This is a genomic window from Streptomyces sp. NPDC032198 (assembly GCF_040636975.1).
Lineage (GTDB): Bacteria > Actinomycetota > Actinomycetes > Streptomycetales > Streptomycetaceae > Streptomyces.
The window spans coordinates 281,502-301,001 of the sequence record NZ_JBEZVL010000001.1 but is presented as its reverse complement, the minus strand read 5'-3'; the positions used below and the strand labels follow the sequence as shown (position 1 = coordinate 301,001).

Annotated in this window: 16 protein-coding genes and 1 tRNA gene; 10 read left to right on the top strand and 7 right to left on the bottom strand. The window is 70.1% G+C overall.

What is annotated here, in order from left to right; translation table 11 throughout:
- Positions 1 to 51: 51 nt before the first annotated feature.
- A complete protein-coding gene (locus tag AB0E78_RS01435) occupies positions 52 to 1,824 on the bottom strand; it encodes a beta-galactosidase family protein (RefSeq protein ID WP_361828445.1) in 1,773 nt (590 codons plus the stop codon).
- Between the two features lie 129 nt (positions 1,825 to 1,953).
- On the opposite strand from AB0E78_RS01435, the gene AB0E78_RS01430 reads away from it, so the two are divergent.
- The 3 genes from AB0E78_RS01430 to pepN all read left to right on the top strand — a co-directional run bounded on the left by AB0E78_RS01430 (position 1,954) and on the right by pepN (position 5,817).
- Positions 1,954 to 2,862, top strand: coding sequence for an AraC family transcriptional regulator (locus AB0E78_RS01430; protein WP_361826698.1), 909 nt, complete (start codon positions 1,954 to 1,956; stop codon positions 2,860 to 2,862).
- An 11-nt stretch (positions 2,863 to 2,873) separates the two neighbouring features.
- Positions 2,874 to 3,218 (top strand): chorismate mutase, encoded by a 345-nt coding sequence (locus AB0E78_RS01425; protein WP_361826696.1) that lies wholly within the window; start codon positions 2,874 to 2,876, stop codon positions 3,216 to 3,218.
- 85 nt (positions 3,219 to 3,303) lie between these two features.
- Positions 3,304 to 5,817: an aminopeptidase N gene (gene pepN / locus AB0E78_RS01420; protein ID WP_361826694.1), complete on the top strand. Its 2,514-nt coding sequence runs from the start codon at positions 3,304 to 3,306 to the stop codon at positions 5,815 to 5,817.
- A 177-nt stretch (positions 5,818 to 5,994) separates the two neighbouring features.
- Here the strand turns inward: pepN and AB0E78_RS01415 are convergent, their stop codons facing one another.
- Positions 5,995 to 6,159 carry a hypothetical protein gene (locus tag AB0E78_RS01415; RefSeq protein ID WP_361826691.1) on the bottom strand — a complete coding sequence of 55 codons (165 nt, stop codon included), beginning with the start codon at positions 6,157 to 6,159 and terminating at the stop codon, positions 5,995 to 5,997.
- Between the two features lie 214 nt (positions 6,160 to 6,373).
- Between AB0E78_RS01415 and AB0E78_RS01410 the strand changes: the two genes are divergently transcribed.
- The 3 genes from AB0E78_RS01410 to AB0E78_RS01400 all read left to right on the top strand — a co-directional run bounded on the left by AB0E78_RS01410 (position 6,374) and on the right by AB0E78_RS01400 (position 9,648).
- Positions 6,374 to 6,652 carry a hypothetical protein gene (locus tag AB0E78_RS01410; protein ID WP_361826689.1) on the top strand — a complete coding sequence of 93 codons (279 nt, stop codon included), beginning with the start codon at positions 6,374 to 6,376 and terminating at the stop codon, positions 6,650 to 6,652.
- 150 nt (positions 6,653 to 6,802) lie between these two features.
- Positions 6,803 to 8,206, top strand: a complete 1,404-nt coding sequence (locus AB0E78_RS01405) for an aminotransferase class V-fold PLP-dependent enzyme (protein ID WP_361826686.1) — start codon at positions 6,803 to 6,805, stop codon at positions 8,204 to 8,206.
- Positions 8,203 to 9,648: a SidA/IucD/PvdA family monooxygenase gene (locus AB0E78_RS01400; protein WP_361826683.1), complete on the top strand. Its 1,446-nt coding sequence runs from the start codon at positions 8,203 to 8,205 to the stop codon at positions 9,646 to 9,648. The genes AB0E78_RS01405 and AB0E78_RS01400 overlap by 4 nt, the downstream gene beginning before the upstream one ends.
- Positions 9,649 to 9,687: 39 nt before the next feature.
- Here AB0E78_RS01400 and AB0E78_RS01395 read toward each other — a convergent pair whose 3' ends face one another.
- Entirely contained in the window at positions 9,688 to 10,083 is a 396-nt protein-coding gene (locus AB0E78_RS01395; RefSeq protein ID WP_361826680.1) for a hypothetical protein, read from the bottom strand.
- Positions 10,084 to 10,187: 104 nt separating this feature from the next.
- Here AB0E78_RS01395 and AB0E78_RS01390 point away from each other — a divergent pair, with 104 nt between their 5' ends.
- A complete protein-coding gene (locus tag AB0E78_RS01390; protein WP_361826677.1) occupies positions 10,188 to 11,387 on the top strand; it encodes a GDSL-type esterase/lipase family protein in 1,200 nt (399 codons plus the stop codon).
- Here AB0E78_RS01390 and AB0E78_RS01385 read toward each other — a convergent pair.
- On the bottom strand, positions 11,384 to 13,189 hold the full coding sequence (locus tag AB0E78_RS01385; RefSeq protein WP_361826674.1) for a 5'-nucleotidase C-terminal domain-containing protein: 1,806 nt from the start codon (positions 13,187 to 13,189) through the stop codon (positions 11,384 to 11,386). The genes AB0E78_RS01390 and AB0E78_RS01385 overlap by 4 nt on opposite strands.
- Positions 13,190 to 13,335: 146 nt before the next feature.
- On the opposite strand from AB0E78_RS01385, the gene AB0E78_RS01380 reads away from it, so the two are divergent.
- Positions 13,336 to 14,052, top strand: a complete 717-nt coding sequence (locus AB0E78_RS01380; protein ID WP_361826671.1) for an SIMPL domain-containing protein — start codon at positions 13,336 to 13,338, stop codon at positions 14,050 to 14,052.
- Between the two features lie 167 nt (positions 14,053 to 14,219).
- Positions 14,220 to 15,656: a pyruvate kinase gene (gene pyk / locus AB0E78_RS01375; protein ID WP_361826669.1), complete on the top strand. Its 1,437-nt coding sequence runs from the start codon at positions 14,220 to 14,222 to the stop codon at positions 15,654 to 15,656.
- A gap of 68 nt (positions 15,657 to 15,724) precedes the next feature.
- Here pyk and AB0E78_RS01370 read toward each other — a convergent pair whose 3' ends face one another.
- The 3 genes from AB0E78_RS01370 to AB0E78_RS01360 all read right to left on the bottom strand — a co-directional run bounded on the left by AB0E78_RS01370 (position 15,725) and on the right by AB0E78_RS01360 (position 18,711).
- Positions 15,725 to 17,629: an alkyl sulfatase dimerization domain-containing protein gene (locus tag AB0E78_RS01370; protein WP_361826666.1), complete on the bottom strand. Its 1,905-nt coding sequence runs from the start codon at positions 17,627 to 17,629 to the stop codon at positions 15,725 to 15,727.
- A 119-nt stretch (positions 17,630 to 17,748) separates the two neighbouring features.
- Positions 17,749 to 18,528, bottom strand: coding sequence for a transcriptional regulator (locus AB0E78_RS01365; RefSeq protein WP_361826663.1), 780 nt, complete (start codon positions 18,526 to 18,528; stop codon positions 17,749 to 17,751).
- A 110-nt stretch (positions 18,529 to 18,638) separates the two neighbouring features.
- Positions 18,639 to 18,711, bottom strand: a tRNA-Leu gene (locus AB0E78_RS01360).
- A 103-nt stretch (positions 18,712 to 18,814) separates the two neighbouring features.
- Between AB0E78_RS01360 and AB0E78_RS01355 the strand changes: the two genes are divergently transcribed.
- On the top strand, positions 18,815 to 19,471 hold the full coding sequence (locus tag AB0E78_RS01355; protein ID WP_361826660.1) for a response regulator: 657 nt from the start codon (positions 18,815 to 18,817) through the stop codon (positions 19,469 to 19,471).
- The last annotated feature ends 29 nt before the right edge of the window (positions 19,472 to 19,500 follow it).

Sequence of the window (19,500 nt, the reverse complement as noted above, 5' to 3'; positions counted from 1 at the left end):
GCCGGAGAGGCCGTCCGCGGCCTCTCCGGCTCAACCAGTCCCCTACGACCCCTACGGCATGCGCGGGACCGGGGAGAGCGAGAGCTCCCCGGCACCCGCCCCCTCCATCTCGAGCACCCACACCTCGTTCACGCCCTCCCGCAGCACCGGCCCGGGAACGAACAGCGAACCCTGCGGGCCCACCGACCAATAGCGGCCCACATTGAAGCCGTTCACCCAGACGAACCCCCGCGTCCAGGACGGGAGTTCGACGATCGCGTCCCCCGGCCGCCCCACCACCTCCACCGTGCCCCGGTACAGGCCGGGCAGACCCGCCGCCGCATCTCCTGACGCCGGAACGCCCCGCACGGCCGAGGGCACGTCGAACGCGTCGAGCCGCAGCCCCCTGGCCGCCACCCCGTGCAGATACTGCCGCTCGTGCAGCACCCCGCCGGTGATGCCCTTCGTCTCCCCGGTCCGCGGCCCGTAGTTGACCCTCCCCAGCGACTCCACCCAGAGCTCCACGCGCGCGTGCCCCGCGACGGGCTCGGGGAGCGCCGGCTCCGCCTCGCTGAGGACACCGGCCCGCACCCCGTCCACGTACACCACGGCCAGGTCCCGCAGCCCCCGCACCCGCAGCGGGTACGGCTGCCGCGGGCCCGGCACCGTCACCGTGTACTGGACCAGGCCGCGGTCGACATCGAGCTCCTCGAAGGTGGGCGGCACGGCGTACTCCGCCAGAGGGCCGCCGAGCGACTCCATGACCGCGGACAGCGGCGCCCACTCCGTGAGGGCGACCCGAGCGGACTCCCCGAGCGCAGGCAGCGGCGCGGGCGGCTCCGGCAGCGGGCCGTCCGCGTACGCGGCGAGCACCTCGCGGAAGAGCCAGAACTTCTCCGTGGGGCGCCCGACCTCGTCGATGGGCGCGTCATAGTCGTACGAGGTGACGTCCGGCTCCAGGACACCGTCATGGAGCGCGCCACCGCCCCGGTTCGCCCCCGCCCACCCGGCGAAGTTCGTGCCGCCGTGCGCCATGTAGAGGTTCACCGACGCCCCGCACTCCAGGATCTCGCGCAACGCGTTCGCGGCGTCGGCGGCATCCCGCGTGACATGCTCCGCACCCCAGTGGTCGAACCAGCCGCACCAGAACTCCATGCACATCAGCGGCCCCTTCGAGCGGTGCCTGCGCAGCGTCTCGAAGCCCGCGCGGGCCTGCGAGCCGAAGTTGGCCGTCGCCAGGATGCCGGGAACGGACCCACCCGTCAGCATGTGGTCCTCGGGGCCGTCGGACGTGAACAGCGGCACGGTGACGCCCTCGGAGCGCAGCAGATCGGCGAGATGACGGAGGTAGACCTGGTCCGAGCCGTAGCTGCCGTACTCGTTCTCCACCTGCACCATGACCACCGGGCCGCCCCGGTCGTGCTGGCGCGGGACGACCTCCCCCAGGAGGCGGCCGAACCAGCGGTCCACGTGCCCCAGATACTCCGCGTCACGGGTCCGCGCCCGCGGACCCACCGCACCCGTCAGCCAGTGCGGAAGCCCGCCGTTCTCCCACTCGGCGCAGATGTACGGGCCCGGCCGGACGATCGCCCACAGGCCCGCTTCGTGCGCCGCGTCCAGGAAGCGGCCGAGCGCCCCGACGTCCCTGAACTCCCCGGGGCGCGGCTCGTGCAGGTTCCACGGAACGTACGTCTCCACGCAGTTGAGCCCCATCGCCCGCAGCATCGCGAGGCGGTGGCCCCACTGCGCCTCGTGCACCCGGAAGTAGTGCAGCGCACCGGACAGCAGCCGTACGGGCCGCCCGTCCAGTTCGAAATCGTCCTCGCCCACCCTGAAGCCGTTCATCGTGTCCCTCTCGCTCACGTACTGCTCCGCCACGATCACCTCTGGCGGGCGGCAGGGTCCATGGACAAAGATCTAGGCGGGTTGGACGCAGCGAGCGGGCCGCGGCCCGGATGAAAGGGGCACCAGCGGATGTACCACACGTGGATGCGGTATTTCACGCCGAGCCCGGCCCACCACCGCCTCGGCCTCGCCTGCCTCGGCGTCGGCCTGCAGCACGGCCTCCTGCCGACCGTGGGCCCGCGCACCCTCGACCACCACGTCGCGGTCGTCGTGAGCGCGGGCGGCGGCTGGTTCCAGGGCCCCGACGGCCGGCGCACGACGGTGACGGCGCCCGCGCTGATCTGGCTCACCCCCGGAGTGCGCCACCACTACGGGCCCGACCCGGAGAGCGGCTGGGACGAGTGCTTCGTCGACTTCACCGGGCCCGCCACGGCGACGTACACCGAACTCGGCTACATAGAACCCAGCCGGCCCGTGGTGCCGCTCTCCGACGCCACCGGGGCGCGGGCCGCCGTCGGGCGCATCGCGCGCGCCGCACGCCGGGGCAACCCGCTCCTGGAGGTCGAGACGGGCGCCGCCGTCCACGAACTCCTCGTCGCGCTGCGCAGGGCCCGCGCCGACATCGCCCCCGACGGCGACCCGGTCCTCCAGGCACTGGCCCGCGATGCCTTCCAGCCACTTTCCGTCGCCGAGCACGCGGCACGGCACGGCATGACACCCGCGGAGCTGCGCACGGCGGTGCGCAGGGGCGCGGGCTGCAGCCCCAAGGACTACCTCCTCGGCATCCGCCTGGGCCGCGCCAAGGAGCTGCTCGCCGCCACGGAACTGCCGGTCGCGGCCGTCGCGCGCCGCGTCGGCTACGACGACCCCGCGTACTTCTCACGGCTGTTCACGCGCCGCGTGGGCACGGCACCCGTCCGCTTCCGCGAGCAGCAGGGGCGTGCCGTCCCGGGCGGCTGGTCGCAGCAGATCCCCGACCCGGACCACCCGCCGATTTTGCGCTCTTCCGCCGTCGGCGGCGAAGGACCGGCAACGTAGGCTCGTCGACCATGACCACCAGCCACACAAGTGACGCGAACGGCGCCGGGGCCACAGACGCCACGGACGCAGCCGTGGCCGCCGAGCTGTCCCGCCTGCGCGACAGCATCGACAACATCGACGCCGCCGTCGTCCACATGCTCGCCGAGCGCTTCAAGTGCACCCAGCAGGTCGGCCACCTCAAGGCCAACCACCACCTGCCGCCCGCCGACCCGGCCCGCGAGGCCCGCCAGATCGCCCGCCTGCGCGAGCTCGCGGAGAACGCGAAGCTCGATCCGGCGTTCGCCGAGAAGCTCCTCAACTTCATCATCGCGGAGGTCATCCGCCACCACGAGACGATCGCCAAGTCGTCGTGACGCGGGCCCGCGGCATCGCTCAGGGCTGAGCCCCGATGTCCGGGCACCCCGCATCACCGGCGCGGGGATCAGGCAGCATGGACCCATGTCCGTACTGACGCGCGACGAAGCGCAGACCCGAGCCCGGCTCATCGACGTCCAGCGGTACACGGTCGAGCTCGACCTGACCCGCGGGACCGAGACCTTCGACTCCCGTACCGTCATCCGGTTCACGGCGCTCGGGGAACCCGCGGCCACGGTCGACACCTTCGTCGAGGTCAAGCCCGCCGAGCTGCGCTCCGTCACCCTGGACGGGCAGGCGCTCGACCCGGCGGACCTCGACGGGAACCGGCTCGCGCTCACCGGACTCACCGCGGGCGAGCACGAACTGCGCGTCGACGCGGCCATGCGCTACTCGCACACCGGCGAGGGCATGCACCGCTTCACCGACCCCACGGACGGCGAGACGTACACGTACACGCAGCTGTTCATGGAAGACGTGCAGCGCGTCTTCGCCGCGTTCGACCAGCCCGACCTGAAGTCCGTCTTCGAGCTGACCGTCACCGCCCCCGAAGGCTGGACCGTCCTCGCCAACGGCGTCACCGAGCACGTCGGCGGCGGCACCTGGCGAGCCGCCGCCACCCCGCTGATCTCCACCTACCTCGTCGCCGTCGCCGCGGGCCCCTGGCACTCGGTGCGCACCGAACACCGCGGGCTGCCCTTCGGCATCCACTGCCGCCGTTCACTCGCGCCCTTCCTGGACGCCGACGCCGACGAGATCCTCGACGTGACGCGCGCCTGCTACGACCGCTACCACGAGAAGTTCGAGGAGCCCTACCCCTTCGACTCGTACGACCAGGCGTTCGTCCCGGAGTTCAACGCGGGCGCGATGGAGAACCCCGGGCTCGTCACCTTCCGCGACGAGTTCATCTACCGCTCCGCCGTCACCGAGACCGAGCGGCAGACCCGCGCCATGGTCATCGCGCACGAGATGGCCCACATGTGGTTCGGCGACCTCGTCACCCTGCGGTGGTGGGACGACATCTGGCTGAACGAGTCCTTCGCCGAGTACATGGGCTTCCAGACCACGGCCGAAGCCACCCGCTTCACGGACACCTGGACGGACTTCGGCGTCGCCCGCAAGTCCTGGGGATACGACGCCGACCAGCGCCCCTCCACCCACCCCGTCGCCCCCGACCCGGACGCCGTGCCCGACACCGCGTCCGCGATGCTCAACTTCGACGGCATCTCGTACGCCAAGGGCGCATCCGCCCTGCGTCAGCTCGTCGCCTGGCTCGGCGAGAAGGACTTCCTCGCCGGCATCAACACCCACATCGCCCGGCACAAGTTCTCCAACGCCACCCTCGCCGACTTCATCGAGTCCCTCGCCCACGCCACCGACCGCGACGTGCACGCCTGGGCCGACCAGTGGCTGCGCACCACCGGCGTCGACACGCTCACCCCGGCCGTCACCCACGACGCCCGCGAGTGGACCCTGGCCGTCGACCGCGACGGCAGCCGCCCCCACCGCATCGCCGTCGGCGTGTACGACCGCGACCTCACCGACACCCAGGGCCTGGTCCTGCGCGAGCGCTACGAGAGCGACGTCCCGCACACCGGCGCCGCCACGCCCCACGACGGCGGCCGCCCCGCCCTGATCGTCCCGAACGACCAGGACCTCACGTACGCCAAGATCCGCCTCGACGAGGTCTCCATGGAGACGGCCCTGCGCAGCCTCTCCCGCGTCCCCGACGCCCTCACCCGCGCCGTCCTGTGGAACAGCCTGCGCGACATGGTCCGCGACGGCGAACTCGACGGCATGACCTACCTGGAGACGGCCCGCGCACACCTGCCCGACGAGACCGACCTCGCCCTCGTCCAGGGCGTCCTCGCCTTCGCCACCACCCACATCGCGGGCCGCTTCCTGACCCCGGAGCGGCGGACCGTCGCCCTCACCACCCTCACCGAGCTGTGCCGCGACCTGATCCGGCGCACGGAGGACGGCTCACACCCGGGCCTGCGGCTCACCGCCGTACGCGGCTTCATCGACGTGGCGACGCGCCCCGACCCGCTCCAGGAGTGGCTCTCCGAGGGCACCGTCCCCGGCGGCCCCGAGCTCGACCCCGAGCTGCGCTGGCGCGTCCTGACCCGCCTCGCCGTCCTGGGCACCGCCGACGAGCCCGCGATCGCCGCCGAACTGGAGCGCGACCCCAGCGCCACCGGCCAGGAGGGCGCCGCCCGCTGCCGTGCCGCACTGCCCGACCCGGCGGCCAAGCGCCGCGCATGGGAAGCGATGTTCGCGTCCGACGACCTCTCCAACTACCTCCTCACCGCCACCGCCCAGGGCTTCTGGCAGCCCGAACAGGCCGACCTCGTACGGGAGTACATCCCCCGCTACTACGAGGACGCGGTCGCCGTCGCCGCCCGGCGCGGCCCCGCCATCGCCGACGTCGCCGGACGCTGGGCCTTCCCGGCATCCGCGGTGGACGCCGAGACGCTCCGCCTGGGCGAGGAGTGCCTCCGCGGAGCCGACCTCATCCCCGCCCTGCGCCGCAAGCTGGCCGACCAACTGGACGACCTGGCACGGGCGTTGCGAGTGCGGGAGGCGACGGGGGCCTAGGCCCCGCCGGTACGGGGACCAGGTCCGGGGACCCATGCGGACCTGGCCCCAGCCGACGATCGCGCGAGCCCACGGGCCCGCCCAGGCTCGAAGATCCCTCACGAGATCCTCAGGAGCCCGCCGTGATCGTCATCACCGGTGCCACCGGAAACGTGGGCCGCGCCCTCGTCACCCAGCTCACCGCCGCGGCCACCCCGGTCCGCGCGCTTCGACCCCGCCGCCGAACCGGCGGACCTCGCCCCGCTGTTCGACGGCGCGTCCGCGCTCTTCCTGCACGCGGCGGCCGTCGGCGAGCACGGCGACGCGGTCCTCGCGGCGACCCGCGAGGGCGGCGTCCGGCACGTCGTCAAGCTGTCGTCGGGAAGCATCGGAAAAGGCGCCAACGAGACCAACCCCATCCACGTCATGCACGCGGACCTGGAGGAGCGGGTGCGCCGCAGCGGTCTCGCCCCGACCTTCCTGCGGCCCAACGCCTTCGCCACCAACTCCTTCCAGTGGGCGGACCGGATACGCGCGGGCGACACCGTGCGAGGGCCCTTCGCGGGAGCCCGCCGCGGTGTCGACCGAGGAGCAGATCCACGCCATCGGGCAGGCACTCGGGCGCGACCTGCGGTTCGTCGAGGTGCCGCCGCAGGACGTGACCGCGGACATGTTCCCGCACGTCCCCGCGGGGATGCTGCCGGCCATCCTGGCGGCCTTCGCCGACACCGTCGGTGTCGCGCCGGAGATCACCTCCACGGTGAGGACGGTGACGGGCACACCGGCGCGGACCTTCACCGCGTGGGCACGGGACCACGCGGACGACTTCCGGGCCCGAGCCACCGGCGTGTCATGAGGGCCGCTTAGCACCCCTGCCCGTGCCGGCACGCTTTCTCCGCGCGGCAGTACCACTTTCGGGTTCGGATCGTTGAGCTCTCCGGGCGTGCCGTCACTTCGGCAGACAGGCTGGTTGTCCCCGCCCGAGCGCACCCGAAGGACGTCGCCCATGAGCACTCCGCCGCCCCTCGCCGGAGGAGCCCAAGGCCCTGACGCGCTGCGGCCGTTGCTCACCGCCGCCCTCGACGCCCTGCACACCGGGGCGACCGCCCGCGGGGGACCGCTCCCGGCGGGCGGCCCCACCGCGGTGGCCGCCCGGGTGCGCGAGGCCGCCGGAGAGATCCTGCCCGACCGCGGCGCGGGCCCCGATACGGCCCTGCGCACGCTGGTCCACGCCCTCGCCGAGGGAGCCGCCGACCCCGCGGACGCCCTGTGCGCCGCCCATCTGCACTGCCCGCCGCTCGCCCTGGCCGTCGCCGCCGACCTGGCCGCCTCCGCGCTCAACCCCTCGATGGACTCCTGGGACCAGGCGCCCGCCGCCTCGGAGATCGAGGCCCTGGTCACCCGCGCGCTGGCCACCGAGGCCTACGGACCCGGCAACGGAACCGGCAGAGGAGACGCCCTCGTCACCACCGGCGGCACCGAAGCCAACCAGCTCGCCCTGCTCCTGGCCCGCGAGCGCACCGCCGCGCACGGCCCCGTCCAACTCGTCGTCGGCGAGAACGCCCACCACTCGCTCGGCCGCGCCGCCTGGCTCCTCGGCATGCCGGAACCGGCCACCGTCCCCGCACCCGCCGGTGTCCTCGACCCGGCCGCACTCGACGAAGCCCTGACCCAGCTCACCGGGCCACCCGGCTCGTTCCTCGTCGCAGCCACCGCGGGCACCACCGACGCGGGGCTCATCGACCCCCTCGACCAGATCGCCGACCTCTGCGCCGAGCACGGCGCCCGCCTGCACGTCGACGCCGCGTACGGCGGTCCGCTCCTCTTCAGCGGCGTACGAAGAGAGCTGCTGCACGGCATGGAGCGCGCCGACAGCATCACCTTCGACCTGCACAAGCTCGGCTGGCAGCCCGTCGCCGCCGGACTGCTCCTGGTCCGCGACCCGCACGACCTCGCGACGCTCGGCCACCACGCCGACTACCTCAACGCGGACGACGACACCGAAGCGGGCCTCCCCGACCTCCTCGGGCGTTCCCTGCGCACCACGCGCCGGCCCGACGTGCTGAAGATCGCCGTCACCCTCAAGGCACTCGGGCGGACGGGCATCGGCGCACTCGTCGACCAAGTCTGCGACCAGGCCCAGGAGTTCGCGGCTCTCATCACCGCACACCCCGGCTTCGAGCTGTACGACAGGCCCGCCCTCAGCACGGTCCTGTTCCGCCCCGTCGGCGCCGACGACGACCACATCGCGTACGTCAGGCGCGAACTGCTCGGCCAGGGGCGCGCCGTGCTCGGGCGGGCCACGATCGACGGACGCCGCTGGCTCAAGGCCACCCTGCTCAACCCGCACACCCGGCCCGGCGACCTCGCCGAGATCCTGAAGCTCGTGGAAGGAACCACCCCCCGATGACCGGCCAGAACGACAAGCCCGCCCCGCCGCTCACCACCCCCGAGGACCCCCGGGACCTGGTCGGCATCGGCATCGGCCCCTTCAACCTCTCCCTCGCCGCCCTCGCCCAGCCCCTGGCCGGACTCGACACCGCCTTCTACGAACAGCGGCCCGCCTTCCACTGGCACCCCGGGCTCCTCATCGATGGCGCCAGCCTCCAAGTGCCCTTCCTCGCCGACCTGGTGACCCTCGCCGACCCGGCGAACCCCTGGTCGTTCCTCAGCTACCTCAAGACCCGTGAGCGGCTCTTCCCCTTCTACTTCGCCGAGCGGTTCCACATCCAGCGCGCCGAGTACGACGCGTACTGCCGCTGGGTCAGCGAGAACCTGACCTCGCTGCACTTCGGGCACCAGATCGACGCGGTGCGCTGGAACCCCGAACGCGACCTCTTCGAGGTCGACTTCACGCAGCTCGACGCCGAGGGCGAGGCGGAGGCGCTCGGCCGGACGTACACGAAGAACATCGCCGTCGGCGTCGGCACCGCACCCCACATCCCCGAACCGCTCAAGCCCCTCGCGGACGCCCCCACCGTCCCCGTGATCCACTCCGCGGACTATCTCCTGCACCGCGACCGGCTGCTCGCCGCCGAGCACATCACCGTCATCGGCTCGGGCCAGTCCGGCGCCGAGGTCTTCCTCGACCTCCTCAAGCACCGACCGGTGGGCGCCGAGAAGATCCACTGGCTGGCCCGCACCGAGGCCTTCGCGCCCATGGAGTACTCCAAGCTCGGCCTGGAACACTTCACCCCCGACTACACCCGCTACTTCCACTCCCTGCCCGAAGCCGTGCGCGACGGACTCGTCCCCCACCAGTGGCAGCTCCACAAGGGCATCGACGCCGACACCATCGCCGCCATCCACGACGAGCTCTACCAGCGCACCCTGCACGGCGGCTGGCCCGACGCCGTCCTCACCCCGGGCGTCTCCGTGCGCACCGCGGGCCGCGTCGCCACCACCCGCGTGGAACTCCACCTGGAACACGTCCAGCAGGGCACCCGCTCCCGCCTCACCACCGACGCGGTCGTGCTCGCCACCGGCTACCGCGAGCGCCCCCTGGACCAGCTCCTCGCGGGCCTCGACCCCTACATGCGCCGGGACTCCTCGGAGCGCCCCCGGGTCGACGAGCGGTACCGCCTCGTCCTCGACCCCTCCGTCACCGGCACCGGCAGCAACATCTACGTACAGAACGCCGAACGCCACACCCATGGCGTCGGCGCCCCCGACCTCGGCCTCGCCGCCTGGCGCAGCGCCACCATCCTCAACGCCCTGACGGGGAAGTCCCCCTACCCCCTCCCGCGGCGCACCGCGTTCACCAGCTTCGGCCTCCAGACACCGGAGGGCCACACCTCCGCCGTCGGCCGCATCGGCGAACAGCGCGGGAATCTCGTACGCCTCAAGGGGTGACCCGCAGGGCTGTCCCAGGGCTGACCCGCAGGGCTGTTCTCAGGGCCGGGGGAGTGCCAGCTCCCCGATGGGCGCGACCACCCGCCGCGTCCTCGGGCACGACCAGACCGCGACCCCCTCCACCACCCCGGCCCGCAGCGGATGCGCGTCGGGGTGTGCGGGGCACTCCGGCCACACCGCGGGCTCCAGCTGGGCGCACAGCTCCTCGACCGCCCAGTCCTGCACCTGGTCCGCGACGTCCGCGACCTGCTCCGCCGCGCTCTGGTGCGCCGCGACCGAGACACCCTGCCCCGAGCCGTCGGACGCGTACACCATGACCACGTCCTCGCCCAGGCCCAGGAAATCCGTCTCCTCGCCCACCGTGGCCCGCACGGCGCAGGTGGCCGAGAGATCCCGGAGCACCGGGTCGAGCGCTGTCCCAAGTACGTCATCCATGACCGGAATTGTCCGCCCCCAAGCGCCGTCGCGCCGCTGAATATTCCTGCGCGAAATACGGCACACGGCGAAATACCGGAGCCGTCCGCCCTGTTCGGACGAGCATGATCACCGACTCCACGGCCTCCTGGACCGCAGCCTTCCGCTCCGCCGTCGTCAGCTCCCACGAACGCATCGACCTCTTCGAACTCCGCGCCTTCTCCGGCCAGACCCTCCGCCAGATCATCCGGCTCGACGGCGGCGGCAGCGCCCTCCGCATCCGCCTCAGCAACCGCTACGGCAAGGAACCCCTCCACATCGGCGGCGCCCGCCTCGCCAGACGCACCGAAGGCAGCGGCATCGAGTCCGGAAGCGACGTGCCCCTGCGCGTCGGCGGCGCCGAGGACTTCACCGTCCCGGCCGGCGAGGAGATCGTCAGCGACGCCGTCGAAGGCACCGTGGCCGCCGGCGACGAACTGGCACTCAGCCTCTGGCTGCCCGAGGACACCGGCCTGTCCACCTACTCGGCGGTCCCGCTGCGCACCGGCTACGCCGTGCCCGGCAACGCACTCTCCGCACCCACCCTCGACGGCGCCGAAGGCCTTCAGGAGCTCGCGACCCGCCACTTCATCAGCGGCGCCGACGTCCTCGCCCCCGCGGGCACGCCCGTCATCGTCGCCTTCGGGGACTCCTGGTTCGAGGGCACGGGCACCACGCCCGACACCGACCACCGCTTCCCCGACCTGCTCAACGACCGGCTGCGGGCGGCCGGGAGCGAGGGCTGGGTGGTGAACCAGGGCCTGTCCGCCAACCGCCTGCTCACCGACGAGATCGGCGAACACGCCCTGGCCCGCCTGGAGCGCGACGCCCTGGACGTGCCCGGCGTCACCCACGTCCTGGTCCACTTCGGCCTGAACGACCTCGGCATCCCGGGCCAGGAGGCCTACCCCGACCCCGCGCCCATCCCCTCGGCCGCCGAGCTCATCACCGGCCTCACGGCCCTCGCCGACCGCCTGCACGCGGCGGGCCTCACCGCGATCGTCACCACCGTCGGCCCGTACAAGGACACGATCTTCGAGGGATACTCCACCCCGGAGGGCGTGGCCGTCGCCCGCGAGGTCAACGACTGGATCCGGGGCGCCGAAAGCCCCTACGACGCCTACGCCGACCTCGCCGCCGCCGTCGCGGACCCGGCCGACCCCGACCGGATCCACGACGACTACGACAGCGGCGACGGCCTGCACGTCAACGACGCGGGCGCACAGGCCCTCGCCGACGCCGTCGACCTCACCACCCTCACCCGCAGGCAGCTCCTGAACGCCTAGAAGACCGGCGTGCCGTCCCGGGTCAGCTTCCAGTCCACCGACGCGAACTGGCCTGGGTCGACCGTCCCCTTCGCCTGCACCCACTGGATGATCGTGTTCCGGATCTCGTCCGAGTTCGCCCACAGCTGCTTGGCGCCCGGCACATGCGGGAAGTTGCCGCCGCCGCTCGCCCGGTAGTTGTTCACCGCGAGCACGAACTCGGCCTTCGGGTCGAGCTCCTTGCCCTCGAAGCTCAGCTTCGCGATGCGCGAGCCCACCGGCTTGGCGATGTCGATCTCGTACGTCACGCCGTACAGCGCGTCGTAGTTGTAGTCCGGGGTGTTGCCGGCGTTCGTCAGCTTCGCCGGGTCGACCGGGGCACCGGCCGCCGTCTGCACGTAATAGCGCGCCGAGAACTCCAGGTAGTCCTTGAGCTGCGCGCCCGTGATGAGCCGCGCCTCAAGGGTGTTCTCGAACGGGTAGAGCCCCGCCGCGTCCTTGATCGTCACCTCGCCCGCCGGGATCCCCGCCGTACGCGAGAAGCACGAGGCCTGCGAGAGCACGGGCAGCGCCGCGTACTGGCCGCCCTTGAGCGCCTCCTTGACCGTCTCCGCCTGGACATGGCTGATCAGATCAATGATCGCGACATCCTTGTACGGGCCCTCGGCCGTGCTCATCGCCTGCGTCGAGGTGCCGATCACCTGGTTGACGTACGCGACGACCTTCTTGTGCTCGTCCGAGAGGAGACGGGTGACCTTCTTGTCCTCCGCCGCCGTGTTCGAGTTGAGGACCTTCGCGCCGACCTTCTCCACCGTCCAGCAGCCCTTCGACCACACCAGATCGAAGTCGAACAGCGTCAGACGCTGGCCCCACTTCAGCGGCTCGGACAGGACGACCTTCTTGCCGGTCTGCTTGTTCTCCACGAAGTACTCGGGGATCTCCGTGTGCGCGTGCCCCACCAGGATCGCGTCGATACCGGGCACCTGCTCGGCCACCAGACCCGCCGCGTTCTCGATGTACGGGAGCTGGTCACCGTACGAGGACGTGCCGCTGGAGCCGGAGTGCGCCGAGACGATCACGACATCGGCGCCCATGGAGCGCAGCTTCGGCACCCACTTCGCCGCCTGCTCCTCAAGACCCGGGAACGTCATCCTGCCCTGCACGTTCGCCTTGTCCCAGATCGCGATACCGGGGTTCGTCAGACCGAGGACCGCCACCTTCACGTCCCGGCCGTGCGGGGTACGCAGACGCTTCATGAAGTACGGCGGGAAAGCGGGCTTCTGCGTCTTCGCATCCAGGGCGTTGGCGCCGAGCAGCGGGAAATCGCACTGCTCCTCGAACTTCCGCAGCACGGGAATGCCGTAATTGAACTCGTGATTTCCCAGCGCCGCAGCGTCGTAACCGATGCTGTTCATCGCCTGCGCCATCGGGTGCACCGGGCCGTGCTCGGCCGTGATCGGGTCGATCTTGGCGTAGTAGTAGGAGAGCTGAGTGCCCTGAATGGTGTCGCCCGCGTCGATGAGGAGCGTGTTGCGGCGGCCCCTCTCCTCGCGGATCTCGTTCACCAGCGTGGAGATCTTCGCCAGGCCCACATCGTTGTGGTCCTTGTCGTCGAACTCCTTGTCCGTGAAGTAGTCCCAGTTGAAGACATTGCCGTGCAGGTCCGTCGTGCCCATGACGGTGAACGAGTACCGCTTCTTCCGCCGGGCGGGCTTCCCTGAGGCCTGCGCCGACACGGAAGGTGCGGCGGCCACGCCACCCGCGAGCGCCACGCCCGTGGCTGCGGCGGACTTGCCCAGGAACTTGCGGCGGTTCAGCGGCATTTCGTACTCCCCTTGGACCCTGTGGGCCTGTGATCGACCGATGTAACGCGCGTAGATTCTGACCCCGACCGCCCCACCGGCAACAGACCCCGCAGGTTTCGATCCGATGACTGTCCGGTGCCGCCCCCCAGTGCGAGAGTGGCCGCATGGACGAGACCACCCCCACTCCGGCCCCCTACGGCACCCCCGGCGCCCCGCGCCTGGCAGTGAAAGGCGAAGCCCACCTCGAGGTCGACCCCGAGATCGCCCGCATCGGCATCACCGTCAGCGCCCGCGGCACCGACCGACGCGACGCCCTGAACGACCTCACCCGCCGCAACGCCACCGTCATCGACCTCGTGAAGACCTACGGCGAATCCGTCGAGACCCTGGAGACCGGCGCCTTCTCCATCAGCCCCGAACTCACCAAGCACGGCCGCGGCGAACGCATCCGCGCCTACCACGGCCGGGTCCACATCACCGCCGAACTCACCGACTTCACCGCACTCGGCGAGCTCACCACACGCCTCGCCGACCTCGAACTCACCCGCGTCGACGGCCCCTACTGGGCCCTGCGCCCCGACTCACCCACCCGCCGCGACGCCCGCCAGCAGGCCGTCAGGGAAGCGGTACAACGCGGCAGGGAATACGCGGAGGCACTGGGGACCACACTCGCCTCCCTCGTCGAACTCGCCGACATCGGCGCCGAGAACGCCCAGCCCCTGGGCTACGGCGCCCCGGCATCCGCCATGCGCACCGTCGCGTACGGAGGCGCACCCGACATGGGCGGCCAGGAAGCCGCCGCCCTCGACCTCGAACCCCAGCGGCAGCACGTCTACGCACAGGTCAACGCACGCTTCACGATGACACCGCCGAGGCTCTAGTCACGGGGGCCCACAAGAGTTGTGGACACCGCGGGGCGCCCCGTAAATCGCTCATCAGAGCAACGCCCCGCACAATTCAACACTTGTCAATAACCTTTCACGCAAAGGTTGTTGAGTAGTCATGCTCAGCCAATTCTCTACCGGCCGGTAAGGCCTAGGCTCGAACCATGCGCCGAGCAAAAATCGTCTGCACCCTGGGCCCCGCCACCGACTCGTACGACCAGATCAAGGCACTGGTCGAAGCCGGAATGGACGTAGCCCGCTTCAACCTCAGCCACGGCACGTACGCCGAGCACGAGGAGCGCTACCAGCGCGTACGGAAGGCCTCCGACGAGACGGGCCGCAGCGTCGGCATCCTCGCCGACCTTCAAGGCCCGAAGATCCGCCTCGGCCGCTTCAGCGAAGGACCCGTACTCCTTGAACGGGGCGACGAGTTCACCATCACCGTCGAAGAGGGCATCGAGGGCGACCGCCAGACCTGCGGCACGACCTACGACGGCCTCGCCGACGACGTCACCCCCGGCGAGCGCATCCTCGTCGACGACGGCAAAGTGACCCTGGAGGTCACCGCGGTCGACGGGCCCCGCGTCACCACCACCGTGGTCGAGGGCGGCATGGTCTCCGACCACAAGGGACTCAACCTCCCCGGCGTCGCCGTCTCCGTCCCCGCCCTCTCCGACAAGGACGAGGCAGACCTGCGCTGGGCCCTGCGTTCAGGATTCGACGTCATCGCCCTCTCCTTCGTCCGCAGCGGACGCGACATCGAGGCCGTGCACCGCATCATGGACGAGGAAGGCCGCCGCCTCCCCGTCATCGCCAAAGTGGAGAAGCCGCAGGCCGTCGAGGCCATCGACGACATCGTCGCCGCCTTCGACGCGATCATGGTCGCCCGCGGCGACCTGGGCGTCGAGATGCCGCTCGAACAGGTGCCGATCGTCCAGAAACGCGCCATCAAGCTCGCCAAACGGAACGCGAAACCAGTCATCGTCGCGACCCAGATGCTCGACTCGATGATCGACAACTCCCGCCCCACCCGCGCCGAAGCCTCCGACGTCGCGAACGCCGTCATCGACGGCACCGACGCCGTGATGCTCTCCGGCGAGACCAGCGTCGGCAAATACCCCATCGAGACCGTCCGCACCATGGGCCGCATCGTCGAAGCAGCCGAGGAAGACATCCTCGCCAAGGGCCTCCCGCCGCTCACCGAGCGGAACAAGCCCCGCACCCAGGGCGGCGCCGTGGCCCGCGCCGCAGCCGAGATGGGCGACTTCCTCGGCGCCAAATTCCTCGTCGCCTTCACCCAGTCCGGCGACACGGTCCGCCGCCTCTCCCGCTACCGCTCACCCATCCCACTGCTCGCCTTCACCCCGGACCGGTCCACCCGCTCGCAGCTCAACCTCACCTGGGGCGTGGAGACCTTCCTCGGCCCGCACGTCGAATCCACCGACGCCATGGTCCGCCAGGTCGACGAACTCCTCCTCAAATACGGGCGCTGCGAGAAGGGCGACGTGGTGGTCATCACCGCGGGCTCCCCGCCCGGAGTCGCGGGCTCCACCAACCTCGTACGCATCCACCACATCGGCGAGGACGACAGCCCCAAGTAGGTCAATCGTCTGCGGGAGTCGAGGGGCCGCTCCGGGGCGAGCGGCCCCTCGCTTTTGTGCGAGCGTGTCTAGGGCGTCACGATCGCGAAATTCGGGTCCGGCTTGTCCACTACGCCGAGCAGCTCGGCGAGGAGTTTCGCGTCCCCCTCGACCTTGATGTCACCGAGCCCCTTGCCGCCCAGCATCGCGAGCAGCTGAGGCTTGGTCATCGTCAGGGTGACGCCCACGTCAGGATCCCTCTTCGTGTCGCTGCGGTAGGTCAACACACCGTTCCGCAACGTCAGATGCCAGATCTTGCCCAGGGCCGGAAGGCTCCAGTCCATGCGCAGCTTCAGGTCCCACGCCTTCGGACCGTTCACGCGGACAGCCACCGAGTCGATCAATTGGTCCACGGAGAGTGCCATCAGCATGTCCGCGCTCGCCACGGAGGTGGGGGAGTCCTGTACGCCTTCGCGCAGCTCCTGCGCACCCGTCAGATAGAAGTTGCGCCACACGGCGTTCTCCGAGGCTTGCCCCAACATGACGTAGAGCTTGGCGAGTTCGGACTTGGCGGCCTTGTGCCCGGGATCCGCGAACACGACGTGGTTGAGCAGTGTCACCGCGAACCGCAGATCACCGCTGCCCGCGAACGCCTTGGCCTTCGCGACCGTCGCCGTACGGCCCCCCATCGCCTTCACGTACCGCTTGGCCTCCTCGACCGGCGGATGCTCCCACAGATGCGCGGGATTACCGTCGAACCAGCCCATGTACCGCTGGTAGATGCCCTTCACGTTATGGCTCAGCGACCCGTAATACCCACGATTCGCCCACACCCCGGCCAGCGCCGGCGGCAGCTCGATCTCCTCGGCGATCTCCCGCCCCGTCATCCCCGCATTGATCATCCGCAACGTCTGATCATGCATATACGCGTACAGATCCCGCTGCTGCTCAAGCAACTCGACGATCGTCTCCCCGCCCCACGTCGGCCAGTGATGCGAGGCAAAGGCAACATCCACCCGCCCGTCGAAGAGGACCACCGACTCGTTCAGGTAGTGCGCCCACTGCCGGGCGTCCCGCACCTGCGCACCACGCAACGTGATGATGTTGTGCATCGTGTGCGTCGCGTTCTCCGCCATACAGACGGCACGCAACTCGGGGAGCACGAAATTCATCTCCGCCGGCGCCTCGGTCCCCGGCGTCATCTGGAACTCGAACCTCACCCCGTCGACCGTCTCGACCTGACCAGTCTCGGTGATGTCCTTGGTCGGCGGAATCAACCCGATCGACCCCAGGGACACGGTCTGCCCAAGCCCACAACCAATCTGCCCCACAGGCGACTTGGGCAGCAGCGCGCCGTACATGTACCCGGAACGCCGCTGCATGGCCGTCCCGGCGTAGACATTCTCCGAGACGGCGTGCTCCATAAAACCGTCGGGAGCAAGGATCGGCACGTCACCGGCCCCATCCGGCAGCACGCCGCGGCACCCGCCGAAATGATCGACATGCGGATGGGTATAGATGAGCCCGGTGACCTTCTTGTCGCCACGGTGCGCGCGGTAAAGCTTGAGCGCGGCGGCGGCGGTCTCCGCGGAGATCAGCGGATCGATGACGACGACACCGGTGTCACCCTCGATGATCGTCATGTTCGACAGGTCAAGCCCACGCACCTGATAGACACGCTCAGTGACCTTGTAGAGCCCCTGCTTCGACACGAGCTGCGACTGCCGCCACAGGCTCTTGTTCGCGGACTTGGGCGCGTCCTTCTTGAGGAAGCCGTACGCGTCGCCGTCCCAGACGACCTGCCCCTTGCCGTTCTTCACGACCCCCGGAGTCAGAGCGGCGATGAACCCCTTGTCGGCGTCGGCGAAGTCGTCCCCGCCCTTGTCTGTGCCCTCGCGGTCGATCGCTGAGGCGGTCTGGGGGTTCATGGCCACGGCTGCCGCGGCGGCACCCGCGGCGGCGGCGACGAAGCTGCGGCGGTTCAAGGGAGTCATGGGGCCGAAGATCGCAGCGGGGGATGGGGCGGGGCAAGGGTTCGCCGGGGATTTGGGGCAGCTCCCAGGGAGGGCGGGGGAGGGGAGTGACGTGTCCTATTGCGCGGGCGGGGGTCGGGTCAGTACTTGGGGCCTACGTGGGTGTCCATGAGGGCTACGGAGGCTCTGCGGGCGACGGAGATGTTGTACGGGTTACCGTTGCGGGTGCAGTTCCTCCACTCGACGCCGAGCTTGTCGAGGGTGTCGGTGTAGAGCTTCCGGATGTCGTCGGAGACATTGGTGAACCAGTACCGCGGGTACTCGTAGCGCTTGCGCTCGCCGCTGATCATGCGGGTCGTCCAGTTGATGCTGCGGCAGCCGTCGGAGTGGATGAGGCCGCGGATGAACTCCCAGGGGTGGGCGTCGACGATCTCCTGCTGCCACAGTTCGAGGGCGATGACGCGCTCGTGCTTCTTGCCGGGTCCGTGTTGGGGGAAGAGACAGGGCCAGTGCTTGCTCCAGCAGGTGACGTACTGGCAGCCCTCGCTCTGGACGCGGCAGACCTTGTTGTCCGGACGCACTGACTGGATGGCGTTGGCGCAGGCTTCGATGAGACCGGGCCACGCGTCGGCGCACGCGATCCGCAGGGAGTAGACACCTTGCCTCTGGAAGCTGATGCAGCCGTCGCCGAGGTAAAGGCCGAGCAAGTAGGAGTAGGCAGCCGGGTCTTCGGGCTTTCTGGGAACGTCGCAGCACCTCGGACACGGAGCCGCCCGATTCATCCAGTCGAGCGGTTCGATGCGGGTCTGCCAGGAGCGGATCGCAGCGCGCGATATGCCGGTTTCCTTGCTGACGGAGTTCAGGCTGCGGCCTTGCCCGACCAGCACCAGGGCTCGCTTTCGCATGCCGATGTCGTACATATGGCTGAGCGTGGCTGGATCTTGCTGACCCTGTGGGGGTTCGAAGGTGCGTTCACTGCGACGAGTGAAGATCGCCAACCTGCTAGGGAACCTTCGATTCGAAGGTAAAGTGCCCCGGGTGGGATTCGAACCCACGCTGGATGGTGTTTGAGACCACTGCCTCTGCCGCTGGGCTACCGGGGCATCCTTCAGAACGAAGGTTAGCGGTGACCCGCCGTGCCTCAAACATACAGGAGCTAGGTAGGCTCAAGGCAAGCAGTAACCTGCCCCGCACCTAGGAGCCCCCGTGACTTCCCCCGAGTCGCCCCAGCCCGTAGCCGATGACGACGACAAGTCGCACGTGCCTCCGCTGACGACCCGTGTCGTCATCGCCGAGGACGAGGCTCTCATCCGGCTCGACCTCAAGGAGATGCTCGAGGAAGAGGGTTACACCGTCGTAGGCGAGGCCGGTGACGGCGAGAAGGCCGTCGAGCTGGCCCGCGAGCACAAGCCGGACCTGGTGATCCTTGACGTGAAGATGCCCGTCATGGACGGCATCTCGGCGGCCGAGAAGATCGCCGAGGAGTCCATCGCCCCGGTACTCATGCTGACGGCGTTCTCGCAGCGTGACCTGGTCGAGCGGGCCAGGGACGCGGGCGCGATGGCGTACCTCGTGAAGCCCTTCAGCAAGACCGACGTGGTGCCGGCGATCGAGATGGCTGTCTCGCGCTTCGCGGAGCTGAAGACGCTGGAGAGTGAGGTCGCGGACCTCACCTTGCGGCTGGAGACGCGGAAGCTGGTGGACCGTGCGAAGTCGATCCTGCAGACGGAGTACGGCCTGACGGAGCCCGCCGCGTTCCGGTGGATCCAGAAGACGTCGATGGACCGGCGTCTGTCGATGCAGCAGGTCGCGGAGGCGGTCATCGAGGACGCCGACGAGAAGAAGGCGGCGAAGGGGCAGTAGCAGCCCCCTCCGGCATACGTACGAAGGCC